The sequence below is a fragment of the Halopiger aswanensis genome, from assembly GCF_003610195.1.
In the GTDB taxonomy this organism is placed as follows: Archaea; Halobacteriota; Halobacteria; order Halobacteriales; family Natrialbaceae; genus Halopiger; species Halopiger aswanensis.
Genome location: NZ_RAPO01000008.1, coordinates 1,963 through 23,077, shown reverse-complemented (window position 1 = coordinate 23,077; position 21,115 = coordinate 1,963). Strand labels below are relative to the sequence as shown.

The 21,115-nt window shown below is 50.9% G+C and carries 20 protein-coding genes and 2 pseudogenes; 16 read left to right on the top strand and 6 right to left on the bottom strand.

The genetic code is table 11. The features are described 5' to 3' along the window. The first annotated feature begins 77 nt into the window (after nucleotides 1–77). The 4 genes from ATJ93_RS22175 to ATJ93_RS22155 all read left to right on the top strand — a co-directional run bounded on the left by ATJ93_RS22175 (nucleotide 78) and on the right by ATJ93_RS22155 (nucleotide 7,338). Nucleotides 78–2,759 (top strand): MrcB family domain-containing protein, encoded by a 2,682-nt coding sequence (locus tag ATJ93_RS22175; protein WP_120246836.1) that lies wholly within the window; start codon nucleotides 78–80, stop codon nucleotides 2,757–2,759. Continuing rightward, nucleotides 2,752–3,999, top strand: a complete 1,248-nt coding sequence (locus ATJ93_RS22170) for an McrC family protein (RefSeq protein ID WP_170155634.1) — start codon at nucleotides 2,752–2,754, stop codon at nucleotides 3,997–3,999. Before ATJ93_RS22175 ends, ATJ93_RS22170 begins: the two co-directional genes overlap by 8 nt. Nucleotides 4,000–4,085: 86 nt before the next feature. Then, a complete protein-coding gene (locus ATJ93_RS22165) occupies nucleotides 4,086–5,795 on the top strand; it encodes a sensor histidine kinase (protein ID WP_120246857.1) in 1,710 nt (569 codons plus the stop codon). 1,153 nt (nucleotides 5,796–6,948) lie between these two features. Then, a complete protein-coding gene (locus ATJ93_RS22155; protein WP_120246834.1) occupies nucleotides 6,949–7,338 on the top strand; it encodes a hypothetical protein in 390 nt (129 codons plus the stop codon). A gap of 312 nt (nucleotides 7,339–7,650) precedes the next feature. Here the strand turns inward: ATJ93_RS22155 and ATJ93_RS22150 are convergent, their stop codons facing one another. Then, nucleotides 7,651–8,397: a ParB/RepB/Spo0J family partition protein gene (locus ATJ93_RS22150; protein ID WP_120246833.1), complete on the bottom strand. Its 747-nt coding sequence runs from the start codon at nucleotides 8,395–8,397 to the stop codon at nucleotides 7,651–7,653. A 149-nt stretch (nucleotides 8,398–8,546) separates the two neighbouring features. Between ATJ93_RS22150 and ATJ93_RS22145 the strand changes: the two are divergent. Then, nucleotides 8,547–8,856 (top strand): annotated as a pseudogene (locus ATJ93_RS22145) (IS6 family transposase); the annotation flags it as partial. Nucleotides 8,857–9,435: 579 nt separating this feature from the next. Beyond that, nucleotides 9,436–9,744 (top strand): hypothetical protein, encoded by a 309-nt coding sequence (locus ATJ93_RS22140; protein ID WP_120246832.1) that lies wholly within the window; start codon nucleotides 9,436–9,438, stop codon nucleotides 9,742–9,744. A 132-nt stretch (nucleotides 9,745–9,876) separates the two neighbouring features. Here the strand turns inward: ATJ93_RS22140 and ATJ93_RS22135 are convergent, their stop codons facing one another. Then, nucleotides 9,877–10,263 carry a DUF1428 domain-containing protein gene (locus ATJ93_RS22135; RefSeq protein ID WP_120246856.1) on the bottom strand — a complete coding sequence of 129 codons (387 nt, stop codon included), beginning with the start codon at nucleotides 10,261–10,263 and terminating at the stop codon, nucleotides 9,877–9,879. A 493-nt stretch (nucleotides 10,264–10,756) separates the two neighbouring features. On the opposite strand from ATJ93_RS22135, the gene ATJ93_RS22130 reads away from it, so the two are divergent. Next, nucleotides 10,757–11,170, top strand: coding sequence for a hypothetical protein (locus ATJ93_RS22130; protein ID WP_245977807.1), 414 nt, complete (start codon nucleotides 10,757–10,759; stop codon nucleotides 11,168–11,170). 88 nt (nucleotides 11,171–11,258) lie between these two features. Here the strand turns inward: ATJ93_RS22130 and ATJ93_RS22125 are convergent, their stop codons facing one another. From ATJ93_RS22125 to ATJ93_RS22115, 4 genes are all read right to left on the bottom strand, one after another. Then, entirely contained in the window at nucleotides 11,259–11,525 is a 267-nt protein-coding gene (locus tag ATJ93_RS22125) for a hypothetical protein (protein ID WP_120246830.1), read from the bottom strand. Nucleotides 11,526–11,618: 93 nt separating this feature from the next. Next, the gene (locus tag ATJ93_RS23860) at nucleotides 11,619–11,768 is read right to left on the bottom strand and encodes a hypothetical protein (protein ID WP_170155633.1); all 150 of its coding nucleotides are present in this window, start codon (nucleotides 11,766–11,768) and stop codon (nucleotides 11,619–11,621) included. Between the two features lie 314 nt (nucleotides 11,769–12,082). After that, nucleotides 12,083–13,657, bottom strand: a complete 1,575-nt coding sequence (locus tag ATJ93_RS23310; RefSeq protein WP_147376678.1) for a hypothetical protein — start codon at nucleotides 13,655–13,657, stop codon at nucleotides 12,083–12,085. 286 nt (nucleotides 13,658–13,943) lie between these two features. Beyond that, nucleotides 13,944–14,564 (bottom strand): hypothetical protein, encoded by a 621-nt coding sequence (locus ATJ93_RS22115; protein ID WP_120246829.1) that lies wholly within the window; start codon nucleotides 14,562–14,564, stop codon nucleotides 13,944–13,946. Between the two features lie 601 nt (nucleotides 14,565–15,165). Here ATJ93_RS22115 and ATJ93_RS22110 point away from each other — a divergent pair. The 9 genes and pseudogenes from ATJ93_RS22110 to ATJ93_RS22060 all read left to right on the top strand — a co-directional run. Beyond that, nucleotides 15,166–15,438 (top strand): ArsR family transcriptional regulator, encoded by a 273-nt coding sequence (locus ATJ93_RS22110; protein ID WP_120246828.1) that lies wholly within the window; start codon nucleotides 15,166–15,168, stop codon nucleotides 15,436–15,438. Nucleotides 15,439–15,608: 170 nt separating this feature from the next. Continuing rightward, nucleotides 15,609–15,953 carry a hypothetical protein gene (locus ATJ93_RS22105; protein ID WP_147376677.1) on the top strand — a complete coding sequence of 115 codons (345 nt, stop codon included), beginning with the start codon at nucleotides 15,609–15,611 and terminating at the stop codon, nucleotides 15,951–15,953. Between the two features lie 91 nt (nucleotides 15,954–16,044). Then, entirely contained in the window at nucleotides 16,045–16,578 is a 534-nt protein-coding gene (locus ATJ93_RS22100) for a GIY-YIG nuclease family protein (protein WP_211334124.1), read from the top strand. 1,050 nt (nucleotides 16,579–17,628) lie between these two features. Next, a pseudogene (locus tag ATJ93_RS24240) lies at nucleotides 17,629–17,961 on the top strand (hypothetical protein); the annotation flags it as partial. A gap of 222 nt (nucleotides 17,962–18,183) precedes the next feature. Continuing rightward, nucleotides 18,184–18,381 (top strand): hypothetical protein, encoded by a 198-nt coding sequence (locus tag ATJ93_RS22085; protein WP_120246854.1) that lies wholly within the window; start codon nucleotides 18,184–18,186, stop codon nucleotides 18,379–18,381. Further along, entirely contained in the window at nucleotides 18,371–18,664 is a 294-nt protein-coding gene (locus ATJ93_RS22080; RefSeq protein WP_120246826.1) for a type II toxin-antitoxin system RelE family toxin, read from the top strand. The genes ATJ93_RS22085 and ATJ93_RS22080 overlap by 11 nt, the downstream gene beginning before the upstream one ends. 255 nt (nucleotides 18,665–18,919) lie before the next feature. Then, entirely contained in the window at nucleotides 18,920–19,483 is a 564-nt protein-coding gene (locus ATJ93_RS22075) for a hypothetical protein (protein WP_120246825.1), read from the top strand. Nucleotides 19,484–19,671: 188 nt separating this feature from the next. Next, complete coding sequence (locus ATJ93_RS24235) at nucleotides 19,672–20,175, top strand: winged helix-turn-helix domain-containing protein (protein WP_245977805.1); 504 nt, start codon at nucleotides 19,672–19,674, stop codon at nucleotides 20,173–20,175. Between the two features lie 640 nt (nucleotides 20,176–20,815). Then, the coding region (locus ATJ93_RS22060; protein ID WP_394338805.1) for a TFIIB-type zinc ribbon-containing protein at nucleotides 20,816–21,115 on the top strand (300 nt) is incomplete at its 3' end.

Genomic DNA, 21,115 nt, shown 5'->3' with positions numbered 1-21,115 from the left:
CTGAACTCACTCTTAATCTCTCATCTCAAATTTCCAGTACAATCACTTTTAACTTGGTCCCATCGATACCTGGGGTTATGTCTTCACCCTCTCCAGATTTTTCAGAATTACTTCACCGTGTCGTCGCCGAGTATCCAACTGAGTTAATCGGCCAGGGCATCACTGACCACGAAACGCGGACTGATATTGAAAAGCGAATTCCGCAGCAAATACGGGAGCTACTCGATATGGAGAATTTAGTCGTCAAAGCCTCAGCTGGCAAGGGACGATGGACGTCAATCCCATGGATTGCTGTGCTCGATCAGCGAGAGACAAGTCGCATCCAGGAAGGGACCTACATTGTCTATTTGTTTGAACCTCAAGAAGACCGTGTCACCTTGACATTAAACCAAGGGGTGACCGAACTCAAGAACGAAGTAGGGACAAAAGCTGCTCGCCAGCAGTTGAGAGAAACTGCTAGGGACATCCGACAAGAGATTCAGCCTGATGGGTTTACTGCCGGTGAACTCGAGTTTCCTCATGCTTCGAATCGCAATCGGCTATATGGACCAGGGACGATTTTCTACAAGCGGTACGAGCTCGGTGAGATACCTCCCACTAATCAGACTGCTCGGGATCTCCAAACGCTTGTTGATGCCTATCAAGCGTACATAGCCGATGACGACCCGGTAAGCGAGGAGTCAGATACGTACGATGGTATTAGCGCAGCCACAGACGCTATCCTCGCAAAGCTAGAGCAAGAGGACTACGAGAACTGGCTAACGACGCATCTCACTCGCAGCATTGTATCTCAATGGACGTCTGCACTCCGTGGCTTTGGCCCGAACTCAGAGCCAACCTCCGAGGAGCTGTTTGTGTTTGATCAGATCGAAGCGCTCTACGATGATATCAAATCGAACCTTGAAGATCTTCAATCTGAGCTCGGAACTGGCTCTGTCGGAGACCTGTCACCAGTTGAGACCCTGTTCGTGGTCCTGGTTCGCGATCTTCAGTCTGCGTTGGATCTCTCCGTGAATATGAACCATGTGAAGTTTCTCAACTTGCAGCGGACTGATTTTGAGTCCGCTGAAGATGACACTACTAGTAAAGCAGGTGAAGACACACCAGAGACGTCCGAATCGTTCCCGGTCGCGGAGTATCTCGAAAATCAGCAAGAAGAAATCACTGTCTGGCGGTTCACGTCCCATAGCGATGATTACCCCACGATCCTTCAGCATGGCGCGATCCAATTTACGGACTCACAGAAAGATGACTTCAATAAAATCGATCGCGGCGATCTCATTCTCCTCTATGTGACTCAAGAGACGAAAAACGACGAGCTCCAGACTTCGGGGAAAGGATTGATTGGCTGTGGCATTGTTTCGAATAAGAGGACAAAAAACGAATCGTGGTGGTGGAACGAATTCCATCAGAACATTGAGTATCGAAATATCGTAGAATTTGACGAGCTATACGTCACTGGTGACGTCGATGAACTTGACCTCGAGACGTCGATCAACGAGAAGTCTACGAGTACAATTGAATCTGAAATCAAGGCGCTCAAGCAGAATCGCATTCCTCATGAAACGCTGAAAGAGAAGTCACAACAGCTTCGCGAGAAGGATTTCCCCGTCGTCAGTGTCTTAGTCAATCTCCACGTAGAAAAAGACGAGAACCGTGAACTGGTCTACTGGATTTTGCAGATCCTCTCTTCGCGTGTTACTTCCCGAGAATACGATCGGTCCGAGATCGATGTCCTGAGTCCAGAACCGCAGCCAAATCGAGCAGATGAGATAGCCTCCCAGTTAGAGTCGACGGGACAGGTCATTCTCCATGGTCCGCCAGGAACAGGGAAAACGCATACTGCTCGAAAATTCGCCCACTGGTGGCTGAACGAAAAACTGGATCAGCCAACGGAGGACCAACTCCGAATTGTTACGTTCCACCCCTCGTTCAACTATGAGGACTTCCTCGAGGGACTCACTGCGAAACAAGACGAGTCAGGGACGGTGACCTACGATATTGAAGATGGGATCTTCAAACGGATCTGTCGCGATGCAGAGCGAGCTTACAACGATGCCGACGATCCAGCAGACGCACCACCATACATTCTTATTATCGACGAGATCAACCGTGGGAACCTTGCAAAGATCTTCGGCGAGACCATCACGCAGTTAGAGCAAAACAAGCGGCTTGGTGCCGAAGAAGAGGTGACTGTCGAACTAGCACACTCGGGCGATGAGTTCGGTGTTCCGCCAAATCTCTACGTCATTGGAACGATGAATACTGCCGATCGCTCGATCGCACTAATCGATGCAGCGCTTCGTCGTCGGTTTAGTTTCCTGTCGTTCCCACCCAATTACGATGTGTTCGCTACAGAGTATGATCTCCAATCTGGACTCAGTGATTTCGTCGACGAACAGCTCTCATTCAGGGAGATCCTCGAGAACTCTATTCAAGCGCTCCAAGTCATGAATGCAAATATTTTGGATTCAGGTGAGCTCGGGAAGGGAAAGCGAGTTGGCCACTCCTACCTACTTGGATTGGATTCGGTCAAAGAAGTACGCGATGCGTGGTACTACAATATCCTGCCGCTGTTAGAAGAGTACTATTTCGAGGAGCTTGGTCGGCTCCAGTCGTCTGTGTTCGAGACGGACCACTGCGCGCTCTTTGACATGCAAAACAGAGAGATTGCGCAGTTCAATGAGGAGACGCTCAACAAGGAACTCAAGCAGCTGTTGGAACGCACTGACCAGCCCTATTCACTCCCCGATGAGTAGTAGTCGTCGACTTTCAATTACCGAACGTGACGATCAAGCGGTCGATCTCCCAGAGAAAGATCTCCATCACTTAGCGTCATTTGAAGAGATTACAGTCTCTTACGCCGGTGATGGACAGCCTCGAGTCTCTGTCTCTAACCATGTCGGCGTCATCGGATTACCGTCTGGAAATATTCTCGAGATTCGTCCGAAGGCATCCTGCAATCTACTGCACTATCTCGCCTACGTCGGTGATATCAACGATGAACTCGTTCGCGGTACGGATGCAGCTGTTTCGATGGGAGATTCCTTTGTCGATCTCGTTGCCAGACTCTACCTCGATGAGCTTGATACGATTCTGAAACGAGGACTGAACCGAGAATATCTCGTCCAGGAGTCATCGGAAAAACATCTTCGGGGGCAGTTGGATCTTCAACGTCAACTTCAGCGCCAAGGCGTTGCACCAAAGAAATTCGAGTGTCGATACGATGAACTCTCGACTGAGACGGTACTCAACAAAATCCTCTTAGACGGTCTCCATCGATTGCGTCCACTCGTCACTACGAGCGCAATTCGAAGCGATGTGAATCGCTTCTACAGTCGCCTTCAACAGTACGTCTCGCATGAACGGATGTCGGTTCGTGATATCGAGAGTGTTTCGCTTACCCGCCTCGATGAGTACTATGCAGATGCACTAGAGCTGGCGAAACTGATCTTCAAACAGATATTCGTAGCGGATTTAGGGGGCCACGATCGCCGTGTTCAGTCACTGTTAATCGACATGGAGACCATCTTCGAACGACTTGTGTATCGGGCTGTTAGGAACATCGTCAGCAAGGAGTCCTATGAGGTCAAGGACGGGAGTATCGGCCACCTAGTTCAAACTGAATCTGACCGCGGTCTCCTTCAGATGTATCCTGACTTCTGGGTAGTGAACAAATCGAATGACATCGTCTTCGTTGGTGACGCTAAATGGAAGACAGGAACAGATCCCAGTCGAAATGATCTCTATCAGATTGCAGCGTATCAGGCTAAATATGGAACTCCAGGGATGCTAGTCTATCCAGATTTAGATAGTGAAATGAAGGACACATACACATACGAGACACCGGATGGGACTACTGCTGGTCGCGGCGAATTACAAGCGACTGAACTACAGACGGGCGATATCGATGCCTACAGTACATTTAAGGAAACCGTCGAAGCGACACTTCGGAAGCAGCTTCCAGGAGAGCTGACATCAACGACAGCAGCAATCTGATTGTTCGGCGCTGGTCCATCTACAATACAGGTGCCTATCTCGGTGTTGCGCTGTGGGGTTTTTCGGGTGCCTGATGGGTGGACACCATGTCCGATCAGCCAACGCTCGCGGAGTTCGCAGTCGAACAGTCCGAGTCCGATGAGCAGACTGAGATGCTGGATCCGAATGCATCCAATGAAACAGTCACGATGACTGCCGATAAGCAGGTCGCGACGTACCTCATCGAAGATCAGATGGCAGACCTCACTGACGCGATTCGTGAAGCCGTACAAAACGGCATCGACAGTCCGAACTCGACTCGAGTCCTGGTTAGTGTCTCACCCGAACGCTCAATCATCGTCGACGATGGTGCTGGTGTTGATCTCGAGTCAACCGAGGGGAAACGCAACTTGTCAGTGCTTGGTGCCGGGACGAAGCAGCGAGCCGATGACGAGACCATCGGTGAGTGGGGAATCGGGAAAGGCGCAATCATCGCAAAGGGTGCCGTTCGCATCTGGAGTCATTCTCGAGCGCTTCATTTCGATTATCGTGATCAGCGGACGACTGGGCCGTGGGCAGACAGCAGTGGCCGAGAGGGAAACGTAGTTGAGACTGAGCACTCCCTCGGTGGCGTTCTCGTCGAAATCGATCACTACGAAGGAGAGGTGCCTGATCCAGAGAGCTACCGATGGCATCGCTATGTGCGCGACCTTCGCAAGCGGTTCGCATACGTGCACTCACAGACCGACGTCGATGTTATCATCAACGGGGAGTCAGCAGCACGTGGCGATCCGCGTGAGGCAATCAGTGAGACGTCAGGACCCTCGATTACTCGCGAGACGGATGATGCAGTGATCGCCCTGGAGCATACGTCGCATGAGGGTCTTGAGATCTACAGCAACGGGCTCTACGTCACGACGAGTCGAGAGTACGGCGTCAGTGGAGTAGTTGTCTCGAAGGGCAATCTCACTCTGAACTTCGCTCGAAACGATATCCAGTCCGGCTGTGATCGCTGGGAACGGATCGAACAAACGCTTGAGGAGACTCGAGATGAACTGTACGACGAAGTACCAGACGATCGCTTGGATGATGAAAGCCGTGAGGTGATGGTCGAACAGATGTTCTCGGGCTCGAGTTCCACCGACTGGACTAACCGGTCGCTATTCCAGCTGGCGAATGAGTCTCGGATTAGTCTTACTCGAATTCAAGCCGCCCCGGAAATCGGATGGATTGAGAGCGCCGAGAAAGGCGCGGATAAGCTCGTCGAGCGTGGCTATGTCGTTCTCGATACAAGCGATCCAGCAACCAAGCGGCTTCGTGAGTATACTGACCGCGATGACGCGGACCTCGAGTTGCCGTCTTCGTTCGACGTCGGCGAACGAGCGGAGGCAGAAGGCGTGTGGACTGGCTACAATTGCATCGACGATGAGTCACAGTTGAATGCTGATCAGCGTCGCTATCTGTTGTTCGCCCGTGTTCTCGCTACCGAACTCGGGATCGATCGTGAGATCTACTATGGCGAGGCGAGTGCCGATGCCTGGACTGACGGCCGGACATATATCGCAATCACTGACTCTGCTGTCTCGAGTCGTCAGCGAGAGGTATGGATGCATGATCTGTATCTGGTACTCCTGCACGAAGCCGCCCACGAAACTGCGAGTACCGATCAGCCATCGCATGGCCATCACTTCGAAAGCACCTATCGATCACTGGTTGAAGATCCAGCGAATCGTGAGGCCTTTGCCAATCTTGTCCAACAGGTTGTTGCTGGCGGGTTTGAATCGGTGTTTCAGGAATACGATGTAGAGTCATCTTGAGTCAAATTTGAGAGGTGGCCCCTCAATTTATAATCCCTGTGTAGCCAATGTTAGATATGAGCGCTAAGGGGCAGCTTCGGCGATTCGAAAATCGGGCGCAATTACTGCGTCACATCGCTGATGAAACCGGTACTGATATTGATACCCTCTGGGATGAGTACGAAGCCCAGGTCGAGTAGTACTATATATCTCCTAACGTGTGACTGCCGGTTCAAATCTCGATCTCTCTTTTGCAATCGAGGCAGAGTCAGTTTCTCTTAGACCAATAGGTGAGTACCGCGTTCTTGATATTGAGGGGCCTGTTGTTCACGTCGGTGATGCTGCCTATCGCTCCGAAGACCTTCGAGATCTTGACGTCTCGGACGTCCGTGCAGCACTTGAGGAATTGTCAGACAACGATGATTTCCAAACTATCGTCGATAATTGTCCTACGAACACGCCTCTCGTTTTCGCCAACGCTCGCAGAAGTCGAGACGCTGCTCATCAGAGCCGCTTACGACGCATATCTGATGCAGTTGCTAAACAAGAGTGGAACGTCGGACGACGCCCTGATCAAGACCGACTCCGTGCCTAACCAAACACATCGATAGAGGGGGCATTTGGAGTTTTTATGCGCCACGAGAGGAGAGGCTCACCAATACGCCTCGATCGTAGTGACGAGTACGGATCACCCACTTTGGAACATATCGACTCAAGACCGTGCAATCAACAACTATATTTGACCGTCACAGTGCATTCGGGAGAGATCACTCGCCTAAATCGCCATCTGAGACTGCTCATTACGTGTATATGAGGATGATCTGTAACAACCCCTCTCCGTAGTCGAATTTCTCCACTGCATCAAGATCGGTGACATATCGATCGAACGGGGCTGGTTGATCGCCCAGAAGGCAACTGCTTCGATATCGGTGGTGACGATCAGGTGGGTAACACCATATCTCTCTGCGGTTTTTGTACGCCTGAGATGGGTGCAGGCGCGTTGATACTGTGCCTGCGTGGAAATCATGACGCAGCAATCCCACCGATCCAAAGAATCGAGAGACGCGTGTCTGAACCTAACCTGTGAAAACAAGACGCCAACAGTCTACTCCTCGACAACCTGTACGGTATCGCATCAAGATCAGATTCGACTCACCATCGACGACACTAACGCATGATCCTCGAGATCCAGCAGATCCAACATCACCACATCGTCCTCGAGGTGGATACCGAACTCTGCAACACAGTCGTATCAGCGTGCGAACTGCGCAGCGAATGGGTTGCGAGCTGTGGTGGTGAGACAGCGGGAGACCAGCTCGAGACGATTGCAACAATCTGGATGGCCGGCCGCCACCACGGCTACGTCACCACTCGAGTCGCATGGCTCGAACTAGCCGCTGATGCCTGTGACTGGTACACTCGAGTACTCCACCCTTCGAGCGAAGATAAGCTCGCACAACGAGCGACTGATGCCTGCCGACAGCTTCGAAGCGTGGTTCAAGAATATCGGTTGAGAAGTAAGTCCAGTACCAAAAATTCCGATATCGGATTCCCGGAAACTTGATCTCAAAACGGATTCACTGAACAACTCGATCTCGAGATTTGGACAGGGTAGGTTCCTGTTCTAGATAGTATCCTCGCCCGGAACTGTGGGTGAAATACAGTTTCAACAAAGCGTGCAACCCCCGACAAGGTGCCTTACTGGTTCGATGAAATACTGTTACAGACGTCTGTAACAGTTATCTGTAATAACCACTGTCCCACAAAGATTCGACCGTGTCTCGGTTTCGAATTCGATTACGACAGAGATCAAAGACGCGTCGATATCGTGTCTGAAGGGTGAATACTTGACTGGATAGCCAATCCTGTGGAGCTATTACTCATCGACAACTGCTTCTTTTCGTTGTAGAACCTCTGTCTCAAGTTGTTCTGCTTTTGAACCAAATTTAGATCGAAGTCGTTCACGAGCAGTTGCTTTCTCTTTAGCTTCATAGTCGTCAAGATGACTCCAGATCCATTTCCTCGCAGCTACTTCATCACTAACATAAATGCATTCACATGGGATTGATTCGAGACCAGCTATGTGACTAGCCCAGACCCGCTTATGTCCATTTATTATCTCAAACCGATTTCCACAATCACGTATGTATGGCGGTGGATCTGGATATCCTTGTTCGCGAATTGCTTGGATGTACTCCTTATTTTCGGTGAACTCAAAGTTTCGTGCGTGGTATGGCGAAGGCTCAAGCCTATCAAGGTAAAACTCCTTCGGCTCTAATTCACCGACTTGCTGAAGACGAAGCGATGGGAACGCGTAGGTTTGCACATTATCCTGATTTAATCGGCGTGATCGGATTACGCCTGCACCCGTATAGTTCGGATACGTCTTTTCGATCGTGTCGCGATAGATCACAATCACGACTTGGTCATCGCTAGGATAGTCTGGGTTATCTTCTGTGAGCGTTCCTCTTCCTGGGACATGCCATTCAGAGGCCTCAATTGGTGGCGTATTTACGACTATGGCCTCATTTGGCGAATCGTCATCGCGGTCAATGACGATATCACCAGACTCAAAAAACGGCTTCTCGGAATTTTCTGTGAATTGTACATTCCTCCTTTGCATACTCTACTTAACTAATACTATTGAATTGAAATTATAAGTATGACGGATTGAATTACTTCTTAATTCGGTCCCCTGAATGTTCATCTAATAAGTGACCTATTCAATTTCAGGTCACCGTCTAGTCAGGCCAGTTTGAGAAGTGAGCAAGTCATGGAGGTAGTCGGCTGGCTGACAGCGTTCCAGACCCGCCGACGGCGAAGTTGTCGCAGGTCACTATTGGTGAAACGACTGTCAGGATTAACAGCGACTGGTCTTGGCTGTACGCTGAAATAGACGTAGAGCTTGTGCCTGATGTCGTACTCTTTGGACGACGAGGCAATGATCCAGCTGCCGCGTTTCTGCATCGGTCGACCGCAAAACATGATTTCACCGATAGCATGTTTTTCGTCAATGGCTACGGCTATCTGACTGCCCTCTCAGCTGAAGTTGAGCGGTCAGCCTGATTATGTCGAACGAAACCCAGCAAAAATAGTTCCACACAACGACCACACCAATCACTCCACGAATAGAAACCAGCGGAGGTGTAAACTAAACGGTGAGGCCAGGTTAAGCATTTTGAGCAGCTGACGTTGCCATTTCGGTAGAAATGGCGCAAAGCGATTTTGTTTCTCTCGAGTTATCATCCCTATACTATAAGTGACTAGCAGCCTACAATCAAGTTGGAAGCTACGTCCCATGTAGCCGCGGGGGCATGCGTTGAAATGTCCCGGGTGTCGCACCACCCGAGACGTGGCTTCCATCCCATAACCGGGATCTGAAAGCCATGTTTCGATTGCTTCTGACGGGATATAAACGTCCCGCACGTCAGTCGTATCGTCCTCGAGTACCCATCAGCCGAGATACTGTCCAACACCGGTTAGGATACGCTGGACGCTTCTGTTCGAATCGATTGGAGGTTCACGCTGATACGCCCGGTGAGCACAGATGGTCGGGTGATGCAATCAACCACCAGGTTCAGCGAGAGCTATATGATCTCGAGTCTCTGAAAGCAGCCGCCAACTTAGCTGGAAAGCACCCCGATGTCGAGGTGCTCGAACGATGACTGGCAACGAGGGTGGTCCCAGTCCACACGATGTCCCAGATTTCGACAGAGCAGTTGAGATTGATATCTCAGTACCAAATATAGAATCTGGCAATCAGGGAGGCCGTCCAGAACGACGTACGGTCGATGACGGGACTCCGCCCATCGACGACCTTCACGAGGAGCTCCTCGAGATCAGACACACACTTCAGCAACTCGAGGAGCAACTCCCTGAGCCATTGTCGCTTACTACGGCAATCAACGAGTTAGACGTGACTGCAGATGCCTACGCTCGGGTTGGATCCGACTCTCGAGACAGGTCCTGAGAGTCCGGTCGAACAAGTTAGTGAATCGCCTCGAGTCAAGCCCTAAGGTACTCGGCCTGCTCCGCCTGTCGACTCCGCGAATTGTTTTTGTGCGTCAAGAGACCATCTCGATTCGAGAATCCTTGCGAAACATTAACGCTCATAGTTGACGATGGAACGGAAGCCACCGTAGGTCATACGTGCTTCGTCGAACGGCATCCCCTCGTCCTCGTCGAAGTTCTCTGGATCCATTTTGGGGTCTTCCATCACTTTCGCGTTTACTTCGTCGCGGTGTTCCCGCGACTCAAACACGATGAATGAGAACACTACCGTATCGTCGTCCCCTGCTTCAGCGAGTTCAGGGAAGGGACGCATTGGCATTCCATCCATATCGGGTTCCATATCGTCTCCGATTGCTTCGACGTATTCGAGTGCGCCATGTTCGATCCAGAGTTCTCCGGCCTGGGAGGCCATTTCGCGGTACGCATCGAGGTTCTCGTTCGGAACGGCAAGAACAAACCCATCAACATATCGTTCCATACATATAGATTGGATGCGCCACATATTGGATCTTGTTCACACTTACCAAGATTATCGTATCTGGCGATACTCCCCTGCTGGAGCGCCTCGTTGATATCCGGCACCGACTATAGCCGTTCGCGGTCGGTCGTAGGTCCTTGAGCAAGTCGTACTCACGGACGCTCGTCTTCGGTCAGGCTGGGGTCTCTCTCGAGACGTTATCTGAACTCGTTGACAACGTCCGACCACTAACGGATCGTCGATAAACGCCACCGCCACGTCTATGGGCGTGTTCCGGTACGAATCAGGACTGGCTCACTGGCGCTGTAGACTTTTGGGTATTATTCGTCAGATGGACCAGAGTAAATATTCGTATGTCTGGTAAAATTCCAAATGACGTATGCAACCCCAACCAGACCACAATTCCACACACTCCAGTACGGAAAGTACAGACGACTCGTTGCTCAAACGGCGGTGCTTTTTGAGAGGGAGCACTGCACTCGCGGCATCTACCATGGGTATTGCGACGTTCGGCGGACACGTCGCCGCGCACTTCCCTGCTAGCCTCGAAGTCGACATCAAGCCTGGAAGTGAGAAGAATCCAATTAATCCGAAGAGCAACGGTGTGATTCCAGTTGCTGTCCTGCAGACAGACGAGTTCGATCCGACAAGTGAGGATGTCAGGTATCGGTTTGGTGCCCCTGATATTGTTGGCGAAGGTGGCGGTGCACGTCCGAAACATGACGGTCATGTTGAAGACGTAAACGGTGACGGGCGAGACGATCTCGTGTTACACTTCCCAATAGCGGAGACTGGATTCGACGGAGACACTTCCGGAGGCCGACTCGAATGGGAACGAACTGAGGCTGGCGAGCATGGATTGTCAGGGGCTGATACGGTGACCATCGTCGGCCACGGTCCCAGGTAAACAGCTGTATCGGCGATCGAGTTCCTGCAGAGGAAGAACAGAGAGGGTGCAGGAAATCTCGGGTAGTCACTAACAACTATTTGAGGAGTCACTTGGCGATCTCGCGGCGTTCGTCGACGCTGAGAGTGGGGTCGTAGTAGGCGGTCCAGTCGTCGACGCCGGTGTCGGTCATCAGGCCCTTGACCGCCGTCGCCTTCCGGTAGTTGTTGCTGCCTTCGAACGGGCCGACCCGCTCTTTCTCCTGCTCGGTCAGCTCGACCTGGCCGCCTCGAGCGCCTTGGTCGGCGCGACCAGACGCCGCTCGGACAGTCGCCTCCTCAAGGACTCGCTTGGGAGCGTCCGACGAGAGCGCCACGGTCTTGAGCCGGCGGTCGTCGTCGGTGCAAAGGTGCTGCTCGTGCTCCTCGCGGAAGGCGTCTGCTGCTCCTTCGATCCGAACTCGAACCGCTCAGTCATCGGTCGACTCCCAGTAGTAGCCGGCTGATCCTGGCCACGTGACGTTCGCGATCGTGGCGAATCTAATCGCGAGTAGATTTCTGTCGTGATACACCTCGTCGATGTCTTTCTTATCATTATGTGGTGGGTCAGGAGAGCCCATACCTGAGAACGGACTCGAGAAAGCAGATAGCAGTCTGGAATATCATAGTCTTGTACTGGTGAGACCAATGTTAATCAGATTCAGAACTAGTTAACAACGTAGTCATGCCAATCCACCAGTTGACACAAGTTAATCGTACGTCGGGCGGTGTCGTGCTCCCGAAGAGCGAACTTCGGGCGCTTGGATTGGTCGATGAGAACAGGAACGTGAATGATCACCCAGTTGAGGTAAATAAAACGGACGAGGGGACATGGAAATATCACTCATAGATCCAGATACTCATCCAAAGAGTAGAATGGAATGAAATCAGTCGGTTAATTAGAATATTTCCAGATTATATTCTCTATTATAGATAGGAGTTCCTGAACTTCGTTTGAGTCAATTTGACGTGCATCCTCATGTACTGCTTTATTTCGAATTTCTCTAAATCGACCGATCAGTCCTAGATCATCATCACTAATTTTTTCTTGTATCTCTTTAGTTTGTAACAGGTGCCCAAGGCTTCGGATATCAAGTTCTTTACTGGGCGTCTCGTGACGGACTAGAGCCCTTATAAACTCTTCTAATCCATTATATCCTAAAACAGTTGCCTGAATATGTGCTTTTTCAGCAAGTGCGTCTTTCGCTTGTTGAACTAGGACTAATGCAAAGGCCCGTGATGCTTTTGGCGTTAGTTGGTACCTTTCCATCGATTTTCTAAATTGAATCTTCCCATATTCTTTTCCAGGCGGCTCCTTGTGTGGGTACTCCCTCCTAATCAAATCAATTATGGTATTGAGCTTATCAATGCGTTCTGGAGTCGTCCCAGAAACCAACACTTCCTTTGCATTGCTTGGGTTAGTACCAAGGTATTGCGATATCAGTTCTTTGACTTCATTATCCTGTTTCATATGTCCAATTACCCTACCTAATTCCTCACCAACGACTTTATCAATATCTTCGTCATTTACTATCTTCTCCCTTCTCTCATGAACAAGATATGTCCTTGGTCCTCTAGATTCAATTTTCTGAAGGTATCCCTCATCAACAAGTCGATCAATCATTTCTTTAGTTAAACCAATATCTGGATATTCGTCCTGAAGTTTTGATGAGAGGTCATCAAATGTCCATGGTTCGTATTCAAAAAGATCATGTATAGACTTTATAAGTCTTGCACGAATGGGAGAAAGATTCTCTTTCTCGACGAAGAATTCTACTACCTCCGTGATCTCTGTTTTTCCTACCTTTATCTCCAATGTATTTAATCCTATTATCTTAACGTTAAAATCTATTTTTGAGCTAAGCCAGTCAACTTTTGAACTGAGCCAAAATCGCCCTCTTCCAAGAAGGCGGATAATCTCAATTCCAAAGCCCGTTATCAGTCCGAACCCAAGAACCACGAGAACTGCGTTCCTTTTAGAAGTGCTAGATAGGTCGAAAATTGTGTCTGCTATAGTTAGTGCAAAAAATAGGACTGTAGCTAACGATAGTCCGACACTCATTGCCATTAAAACAGTATAACGATTTACATTCTTTTCATATGTTTCACTATTATCTAGCATCTCATCTCGGAGATCAGGATCTCGCCAATCATTCACAATCGCTTGTTCAAGCAAATCGAATTGAGAGGTAGATTTCCCTCTTGCAATCCGATAAACAATGGTAGAGAATATACTTGATATCACCCACGAAAGAGTCGCATATCGTAGAAACTGCGATTCGAATATAACTTCAGTCGATATCTCATTTCTGAATACTGTTCCAAGAAACGGCGCAAATGCACCAAGAATCAGTAGGTTTATTTTTATGATATCGACAGCATTGTTAGCAATATCCTCTAATCGTTGTGTCTGGTGATCTAAAAGGGTGTCAATTTGATCACCTGGTTGTAAGTCCCCTCTCTTGTCCATTCTATAGATTCTCCTCTTCAGCTGAGGTATCTTATAGGTTCAGGGATCAATATAATCTGGAGTGTATTTCTGCTCAAGAATTGCATGAGATTCGGACGAGATGTGTCCGCGAAGCCTGTCCTCGAGGACATTTTGAGTTGGAATACGGCTGGTACGTATGCCTGTTTCCCAGTTTTTCATGTTCTGTAGACTCAAAAATAGAAATCGAAGACAGCACTGTTAGTGGTATAGACCGCTGATCGTACTATTCAGCCATAAATATGAATCTGCGGTGAGGGGACAGTCTCTACTGTTCGTAGAGGCTGACCGCTCGATCTGTGAGTCGGAACCGATGAGGCATGTTGATGAAGGCGATCTCACCGTAGTCTTCACCAACCTCGACGCCATCTGCCTCTTCGATAGCCTCAACAGCCTGGTTGAGTACGTCGACGGGCCGGTCCGTCGTACGGAGGAAGTTCTCAACCTTGTCGATGACGAGGTCGAACTCGTCAGCGATGATAGTCGAGAGTCCTCCACCGTCTGTCGCGGCGGCTTCTCCATCGGACGACGGCTCAGTCGAAACCTCATCTGCAAGGGCCCTCAAGCCCTCTTCGGCGGCCTCAGTGACGTTACCGTTAACGACGTCACCGTCCCCACCGTCCATCCAACTCGCGATGACCAGTGTGCTTGGTCCAGATGGCGTGAACTCTTCGACGATGTTGACGTCCACCAAGTGTTTGAGCGACGTCTTGGCGGTGTACTCGAGGTCCAGCTCGAGTTCGTCTTCGATCTCGTTGGCTTTCAGACCATCATGATCGGGTCCGATTCCGTTCACCCACATCGCATGGGCAATCTCTACTTGCTCAGCGACGCTTCTCGTGCTCCGCTTCTGGGAGTACACATGTCTCTCTGTGTCCTGACTGGACATTGCGATCAGGATGCAAGGACCCTGGTTGGTGAGACGCAGAGGTCCGTCAGCGCATCCGGTAGGCTGGTATGCACGGCCGTCATATAAGTATTTTCCTTGGTGTGAATCAGACCATCTGTTATGAAACAGTGACTTGGAATCGATTTAGAATCAGGATATTTCGTCGAGCATGGCGCTGCATCCAGATTTTAGAGAATAGAGTCTAGTAAACCAATCAACAATTAGTTGACGTTCGGTAGACAAGTAATCAGCCTAATGGATCAAGGAGATATTCTTTATAACAAGAATATTGGCCTACTATCCCATCTTATGGTTCGGCCTTCAGTTGCCCTTCCAATTGGGCTAACTGTGGGGCTAACTATTGGCCTCGAGGGGTATGAAAACCTCTAATTACCCGATTAATTAGGACCTGGCAAAACCAGTGCCAGGACCTCTGCGTCTCACCGATTCAATCTACAACACCCTCCACCCTTAAAGATTTCTAAGTTTATCTGATATGGCGAAATCTCTTGGCGTTCCTATGGTGCTACCAATTGGCCTTATTATTGCTCTTTAACGGGGGTTCGATGAATTTTTATGATTTCAGCAAGGAGTCGAATTCATGTCAGTGGATTCTAATGTGCCATGGGATCTAGTATCAAGAGTTCGCCGGTCAGACCGGAAATCTGAGATAATTGAACTACTGGAAGAAGAACCAGCATCTGCTACAGATCTTTCTGAGGAATTAGATATACAAAGAGATACTATTTCAAACTATTTCAGAGATCTCAAAACAACAGAACCCCCTCTAATAGAATGCTTAACCCCAGATCAGCCTCATCATCGAATATACGGACTAACAGAAACAGGAGATATCGTTAGTGATCATCTCTGATCCACACTGACTGTCCGGTGTCAGACTCTCCTGTCAAGCGCGACGAGACTACCGCTTCGGGGTCCAGTGTCATCTAGGACGACGACTGGCCCTTTCGATGTTTGTCCACCGCGATCTTTTCTAGGTTTCTACACGAAATCTTCATAGGTTGGGTGTTCGATGTGAATCACATGTCGGATAGATCCGATATCATCTCGTCAATTCCAGATGAACCGCTCAGTCATTCTGTTGTTGAGGCTATTGACGCTGCCAATGGCGTACAGAGAGCAATTTCGCCAACTTGGCAGACACCGATTCAGGGAGAGGGAGAATTCACTGAGGACCTCATCATCATTACCGATGATCACGTTCGGTATCTTTCCCGAGAACGCGGTGAGGGATGGGTTATCAAGCGGGAGGAGACCTACGCTGACGACGAGGAGTTCGAGCATGTGATGGATGACGTCCACGACTACGCTTGTGACTACTCGGAGGAGCGTATCGAGAAAAAGATGCGCGAAGGCTACGTGGAATAGTGCGGTCAGAGGTAGTCGTGGATCCCTCGGTCAGAATACATAATATGTATCTGATATTAGACTATATTTAGAGGTAATGCACTATCCGAGGATGTCCAGTATAGAGGCGACAATTACCAAAGGGACTCAAGAATATTTTCTAGATCAAGTCCGGGAGGAAATTGTTGACGAGGTCCCGAGTGATCCGTACTGGGGAACTGACCAATTTCTTCCTCTGAAGCATGACACATCGATTTCGACCCTTGTGATGACTTCATTGCCATTCGCTGACGGGAGTTTCCGCACAGATGCTGTATACGTGTTAGAATGCTCGAGTACCCCAACCTCTCCAGGAACAGCATTGCTCCAAGGTGTTTCCTCAAACAGTCTCGCTGAATATACTGGAATCGATGAGTACCGCCGTGTACTCTATGTCGGTGTAACTTCAAATCTGGTCCGACGGCTTGACGAGCACCTCAACTCACCAGCTGATGATGGTGCATATTTCACAGCTGTATACCCGCCAGTAAGGTTACTCCAGGTAGGATGGTTCCGTACATATCGACGTGCAGAGCGAGCTGAAAAGATCACTGCTGATCTGCTCCAGGAAAAGTTTCCTAACGACTTTGTTGCTTATCCTGGGTAGCCTATTGGTGTGTGCGAGAACACAGACAGAGTCGGACAGAATCGGCCCGATTTCCCCCTCGAGGACCACCGACAGAACTAGATTGCTGGCGGTTTTTGTCCGGAATGCAGGCAATCCGGACGCATGAATCTGCAACAGCACGAGAACCGCGACGACATGAAGGTCTGACTCAGCCAGAACGAAGTAGGACAGTTGCTCGAAGCGGCCGACGACACCAAACAACGGATCGCGTTCGCGCTCGGAGCACGATGCAGGCTCCGCTCACACGAAGTCCTCGACGTTGCGCCGGAGGACATCGTCGATACTGACGCCGGGACAATGCTCCGCGTCTAGCACGAGAAGGTTCCAAGTTCTGAGAGACGCCCGTCTCGCGCGATCTCGTGACGACTATCCGGACGGTCGACGGCGTGCGCGACGCACCGACCAACTCGTCGCTCGTCGAGATCATGAGTACGCGATCGCTCCGGTGGTGGATTCGATCGGCTGCCGACCAGTTGTACGACGAGACTGCCCGAGGTTTGGAAAAGTCCCGGATCTCGTGGATATATGATCTTGTTAGAGCTCGAAATAGTCAACGGTCTGTGATCAGCATCTATAATTCGTGTGACGAGAGTCACGTGTCTACTGGTTAATTAAGTAGGAGAAAAGTCGCTAGATTACTCCGTCATTCTCATTGTGGAAGATCCACCTTGTAGAATTTGTCTTACTCGGAGAGACAGTCGTCATCGTTCTCGGCATGTGTCTCGAGGTACCGGAACAGAGCTTCGATTTCGTATTCGAGTCCGTACTTCGTCGCTCGTTCTTAGAAACCATCTCGTTGACGTCGACGTAACTGAGCGACAGCAGACAGTACGAGTGATGGTGGCTATCGCCGATCGGTAACACGTGACAGCAGAGTTCCGCCGGCAAGTCTTCTTCTAGGTCCTCAAGAGTGAACCGTCTTGGGGTCACGCCTCGAGGCGCTCGGCCTACCCCGCCTGTAGACTCCGCGAATCGTTTTTTGTGCGCCAAGAGGCGTGAGGCGCGACTCCGGCCGCCTCGAGATCATCGATGAGTACTGACCGACCGATTCAGAGTGAGACGCATCGAGGGCGTTCGACTGACGACGAATTCACAAACGACCGTTCCCAGCACTACCCAGGTGATACCGCCCGCCTGAACGGACACGAACTCGTCGCGATCGACGAGTGGCTCCCTGGCAAAGCGCCGTCACCCTACGACATCGATCTCACGGATAGCTACGAGTATCGGACCCGGTACTGGCGCTGCAGGAAGTGCGGCCACGAGCGTAACCATCGCGACGAGTTCACGACCCATTGTGAGGAACCACAACCAGCAACTCCCCTCGAGGCCGGCGGCTACTCGATCGATGAGCCACGAACGTGGCCGTCAGTATGAGGCGACGTGAGCTACCTCGACTAGGCGAAGCATTTACGTTGTAAGCGTTGTAAATATTGCACACGCGCTCTGAATAATGGCGAGCGGGTGGCACCGGACGTCAGAAAAGGAGCCCGTCCCTCTCCCCGGATAACAGGCTCACCGGATAATGGGTTCACGTCTGCTAAACCGGGGATGAACCTCCGACACAAGAAGCACCTCAACGCCATGTCGAACGCAAACAAACGAATCCCAGTTACGGAAGAACGATGGCACGAACTGAACGAACTCAAAGACGCAGGCGAGACCTACGACGAGCTTCTCGCAGAGTTGATCCAAGAGCGTCAGCGGCAGCAGCTTGCCGAACGAACGCGCGAGGTCCGCGAAGCCGACAGCGAGGAGCTGACGTCGCTTGATGAGCTATGATGTTCTGCTCGCGGACGAAGCCCGCGAGTACGTCGCTGCACTTAGCGAGAAGAGTACTCGTATTGTAAAAGAAAATTTACAGAAGTTAGAGGACGACCCGTATCCCCGGCCTGGGTCCGGGTCTGGCGATAAAGAGAAGATTGTGGTTGACGGTGAGGAAATCTATCGCCTTCACATCGGTCGGACCCATACCGCTTTTTACGATGTCCTAGATGACGAACAGGAAGTCCGTATAGTCGATATCATGGACATCGACGACGCTCACAAAAGATACGGGTTCTAATATCCGTATTCGGCGCTTCATCTACGTTCCATGCACGCCAAGTAGCCTCTTCGGCGGGATGGTATGCGACATTCCTCTTGGACGAGTACTCCGTTCTCCTTCAACAGCTCGGAGAGGATGATAACTGCAGGAGGTACCCGTTACGCTCTGATCGCTCGAGAATACATCTGAATTCTAATTCTCTGCCGACCCCGAATGAGGGTTTTTGGGCGCCAGGAGGCGTGAGGCGCGAGTTCGTCCGCCTCGAGATCATCGATGAGTACTGACCGACCGATTCAGAGTGAGACGCATCGAGAGCGTTCGACTGACGACGAATTTACAAACGACCGTTCCCAGCACTACCCAGGTGATACCGCCCGTCTAAACGGACACGAACTCGTCGCGATCGACGAGTGGCTCCCCGGCAAAGCACCATCACCCTACGACATCGATCTTACAGACAGCTACGAGTATCGGACCCGTTACTGGCGCTGCAAGAACTGCGGCCACGAGCGCAACCATCGTGACGAGTTCACGATCGCCTGTGAGGAACCGCAGCCCCAAACCCCACTCGAGGCCGGCGGCTACTCGATTGACGAGCCACGAACCCGCCGTGCACTCACCGAAGATATCGACGTCCACTTCGCTCAGCCGGGGCCGATCTACAAGGTCATTAGCGAAAGCGAGAGCACGTACAAGATCGACATCGAGGAAGAGACGTGTACCTGCCCTGATTTCGAACAGCGCCAGCCAGACGGCGGCTGTAAGCATCTGCGCCGTGTTGACCTCGAAATTCGGACTGGACTCGTTCCCAGTCCAGATGGGACCTTCCAACGATGAGACTCTCGAAGATTTTGACGGTGCACTCAGCTACGATACTACGCCACCACAACTAATTGATCCATCGTAGGATACGATTCTCCGGAAATCGCGGTTTGAATAATTGACTCGAGCCAAATTATTTGAGATTGCAGATCCAAGAGCGAGTACGAATGGGTGACTCAGATCAGCGATCGTGGACAGACAGCATGAGCGGACGTGAACGCGTCCGCCATGTCGTAGAGTTACTTGACAAACCAGCACCAGTCCAAGAGATTGCCGACCGAGCAGATGTCTCTCGCACGACAGCGGATGATGAACTCCAGCGACTGCAGAGTGACGACTGGGTCAGAGAAACGACGATTGATGGGACGAAAGCGTACGACTTGAACCCTGTTCGAATGCTCTTCGACGAAGTAACTGACCTGATCAATGAGTATTCGCGCGACGAGCTCGAGAGCCAGCTTACAGAGTTGAAGACGGAACAAGAGGAGTTGGCTGCAGAATACGACGTCAGTTCACTCACAGAGTTTCGGGAACAACTCGCTGGGGAAGATCTATCGGCTGCGGAGCTTCGTGAGCGTCGCAACGTCGTCGAAACCTGGGAAGCAATCAACACGGAACTCAGGCTCGTAAAGCACGCTCTCCAGTTATACGATGACGTTGTTGGCCTTTCCTCACCCGAAAATAGCTCTCACTCGACATTCGCCTAATGGTCGTTTTTCTCGCTAACCGGGCTAACTTGCAGAACAAGCGCCTGCATGACCGTATCCAAAATCGACTCACTGCCGAACTCGACAACGTTCGACGGCGGCGGGCCGAGCCACGCGAGGCAGGTTCATATCGCGTTGTCGGAGAGGTGGACCCACGTCAATTCCTCGACGACGAGACATACCCTACAACGACGGCTCGAATCGAAATCGGATTCCAGATCCAGACAAGTGACCCATATGAGCACTACTGGTTCAACTGGATCGAGCCCGAACGAAGTCTACTAGTTGGCTGGCACCAAGACGATATGCACACCGATCTCGGACAAGTTCATTTACAGGTAAATAAGGGATCCTCAGCTATTGATCATCAGCCAGCCCGGTTCATCGACTCACATCCACTCGATGTTATCGAACAACGATTAGGAGAGTTCCCCAATGCCGTCCACGCTGTCGAGTGGAATGATAATACCCCCCTTGGATTCGATTCATCTGCTTCCGTTATTGGATAGACGAACCAGCTACAGCCCGAGTTTTGCCTTCAAGTGGGTTCCGCAAACAGTCACATCAGTAGTACCCTTGAGGCGGTTTGTTACCCCGAGGTGGGGTGACGGGGCGACCAGTCAGATGCCTCGTCGGAGAAATGATGGCTACAGATCAGACCGTCAGCAGTTGCTCCACTCGAGATGCATCGCAACAGTTGCAATCGACACTGTCGTGTCCCGAGTGCAGTGGCACACTGATCACAGCGAACCGCGAAACACACTGTCGAGAGTGTGGCTTGATCGTCGACGAAAACCAGCTCGACCATGGCCCCGGATGGTTCGCCTCGGATGAAGACTCGAGCCAGCGTCGAACGGGTGCCCCACTCACTGCAGGGCGACACGATCGCGGACTGTCGACCGAGATCGGCAGAGACAGAGATGGACAGGGGAACACACTC

Excerpts from the sequence above, each read along its gene's own strand:
- ATJ93_RS22175 (WP_120246836.1), top strand. The coding sequence starts at position 78 with ATGTCTTCACCCTCTCCAGATTTTTCAGAATTACTTCACCGTGTCGTC.
- ATJ93_RS22170 (WP_170155634.1), top strand. The coding sequence starts at position 2,752 with ATGAGTAGTAGTCGTCGACTTTCAATTACCGAACGTGACGATCAAGCG.
- ATJ93_RS22165 (WP_120246857.1), top strand. The coding sequence starts at position 4,086 with ATGTCCGATCAGCCAACGCTCGCGGAGTTCGCAGTCGAACAGTCCGAG.
- ATJ93_RS22155 (WP_120246834.1), top strand. The coding sequence starts at position 6,949 with ATGATCCTCGAGATCCAGCAGATCCAACATCACCACATCGTCCTCGAG.
- ATJ93_RS22150 (WP_120246833.1), bottom strand. The coding sequence starts at position 8,397 with ATGCAAAGGAGGAATGTACAATTCACAGAAAATTCCGAGAAGCCGTTT.
- ATJ93_RS22140 (WP_120246832.1), top strand. The coding sequence starts at position 9,436 with ATGACTGGCAACGAGGGTGGTCCCAGTCCACACGATGTCCCAGATTTC.
- ATJ93_RS22135 (WP_120246856.1), bottom strand. The coding sequence starts at position 10,263 with ATGGAACGATATGTTGATGGGTTTGTTCTTGCCGTTCCGAACGAGAAC.
- ATJ93_RS22130 (WP_245977807.1), top strand. The coding sequence starts at position 10,757 with ATGGGTATTGCGACGTTCGGCGGACACGTCGCCGCGCACTTCCCTGCT.
- ATJ93_RS23860 (WP_170155633.1), bottom strand. The coding sequence starts at position 11,768 with ATGGGCTCTCCTGACCCACCACATAATGATAAGAAAGACATCGACGAG.
- ATJ93_RS23310 (WP_147376678.1), bottom strand. The coding sequence starts at position 13,657 with ATGGACAAGAGAGGGGACTTACAACCAGGTGATCAAATTGACACCCTT.
- ATJ93_RS22115 (WP_120246829.1), bottom strand. The coding sequence starts at position 14,564 with ATGTCCAGTCAGGACACAGAGAGACATGTGTACTCCCAGAAGCGGAGC.
- ATJ93_RS22110 (WP_120246828.1), top strand. The coding sequence starts at position 15,166 with ATGTCAGTGGATTCTAATGTGCCATGGGATCTAGTATCAAGAGTTCGC.
- ATJ93_RS22105 (WP_147376677.1), top strand. The coding sequence starts at position 15,609 with ATGTCGGATAGATCCGATATCATCTCGTCAATTCCAGATGAACCGCTC.
- ATJ93_RS22100 (WP_211334124.1), top strand. The coding sequence starts at position 16,045 with ATGTCCAGTATAGAGGCGACAATTACCAAAGGGACTCAAGAATATTTT.
- ATJ93_RS22085 (WP_120246854.1), top strand. The coding sequence starts at position 18,184 with ATGTCGAACGCAAACAAACGAATCCCAGTTACGGAAGAACGATGGCAC.
- ATJ93_RS22080 (WP_120246826.1), top strand. The coding sequence starts at position 18,371 with ATGAGCTATGATGTTCTGCTCGCGGACGAAGCCCGCGAGTACGTCGCT.
- ATJ93_RS22075 (WP_120246825.1), top strand. The coding sequence starts at position 18,920 with ATGAGTACTGACCGACCGATTCAGAGTGAGACGCATCGAGAGCGTTCG.
- ATJ93_RS24235 (WP_245977805.1), top strand. The coding sequence starts at position 19,672 with ATGAGCGGACGTGAACGCGTCCGCCATGTCGTAGAGTTACTTGACAAA.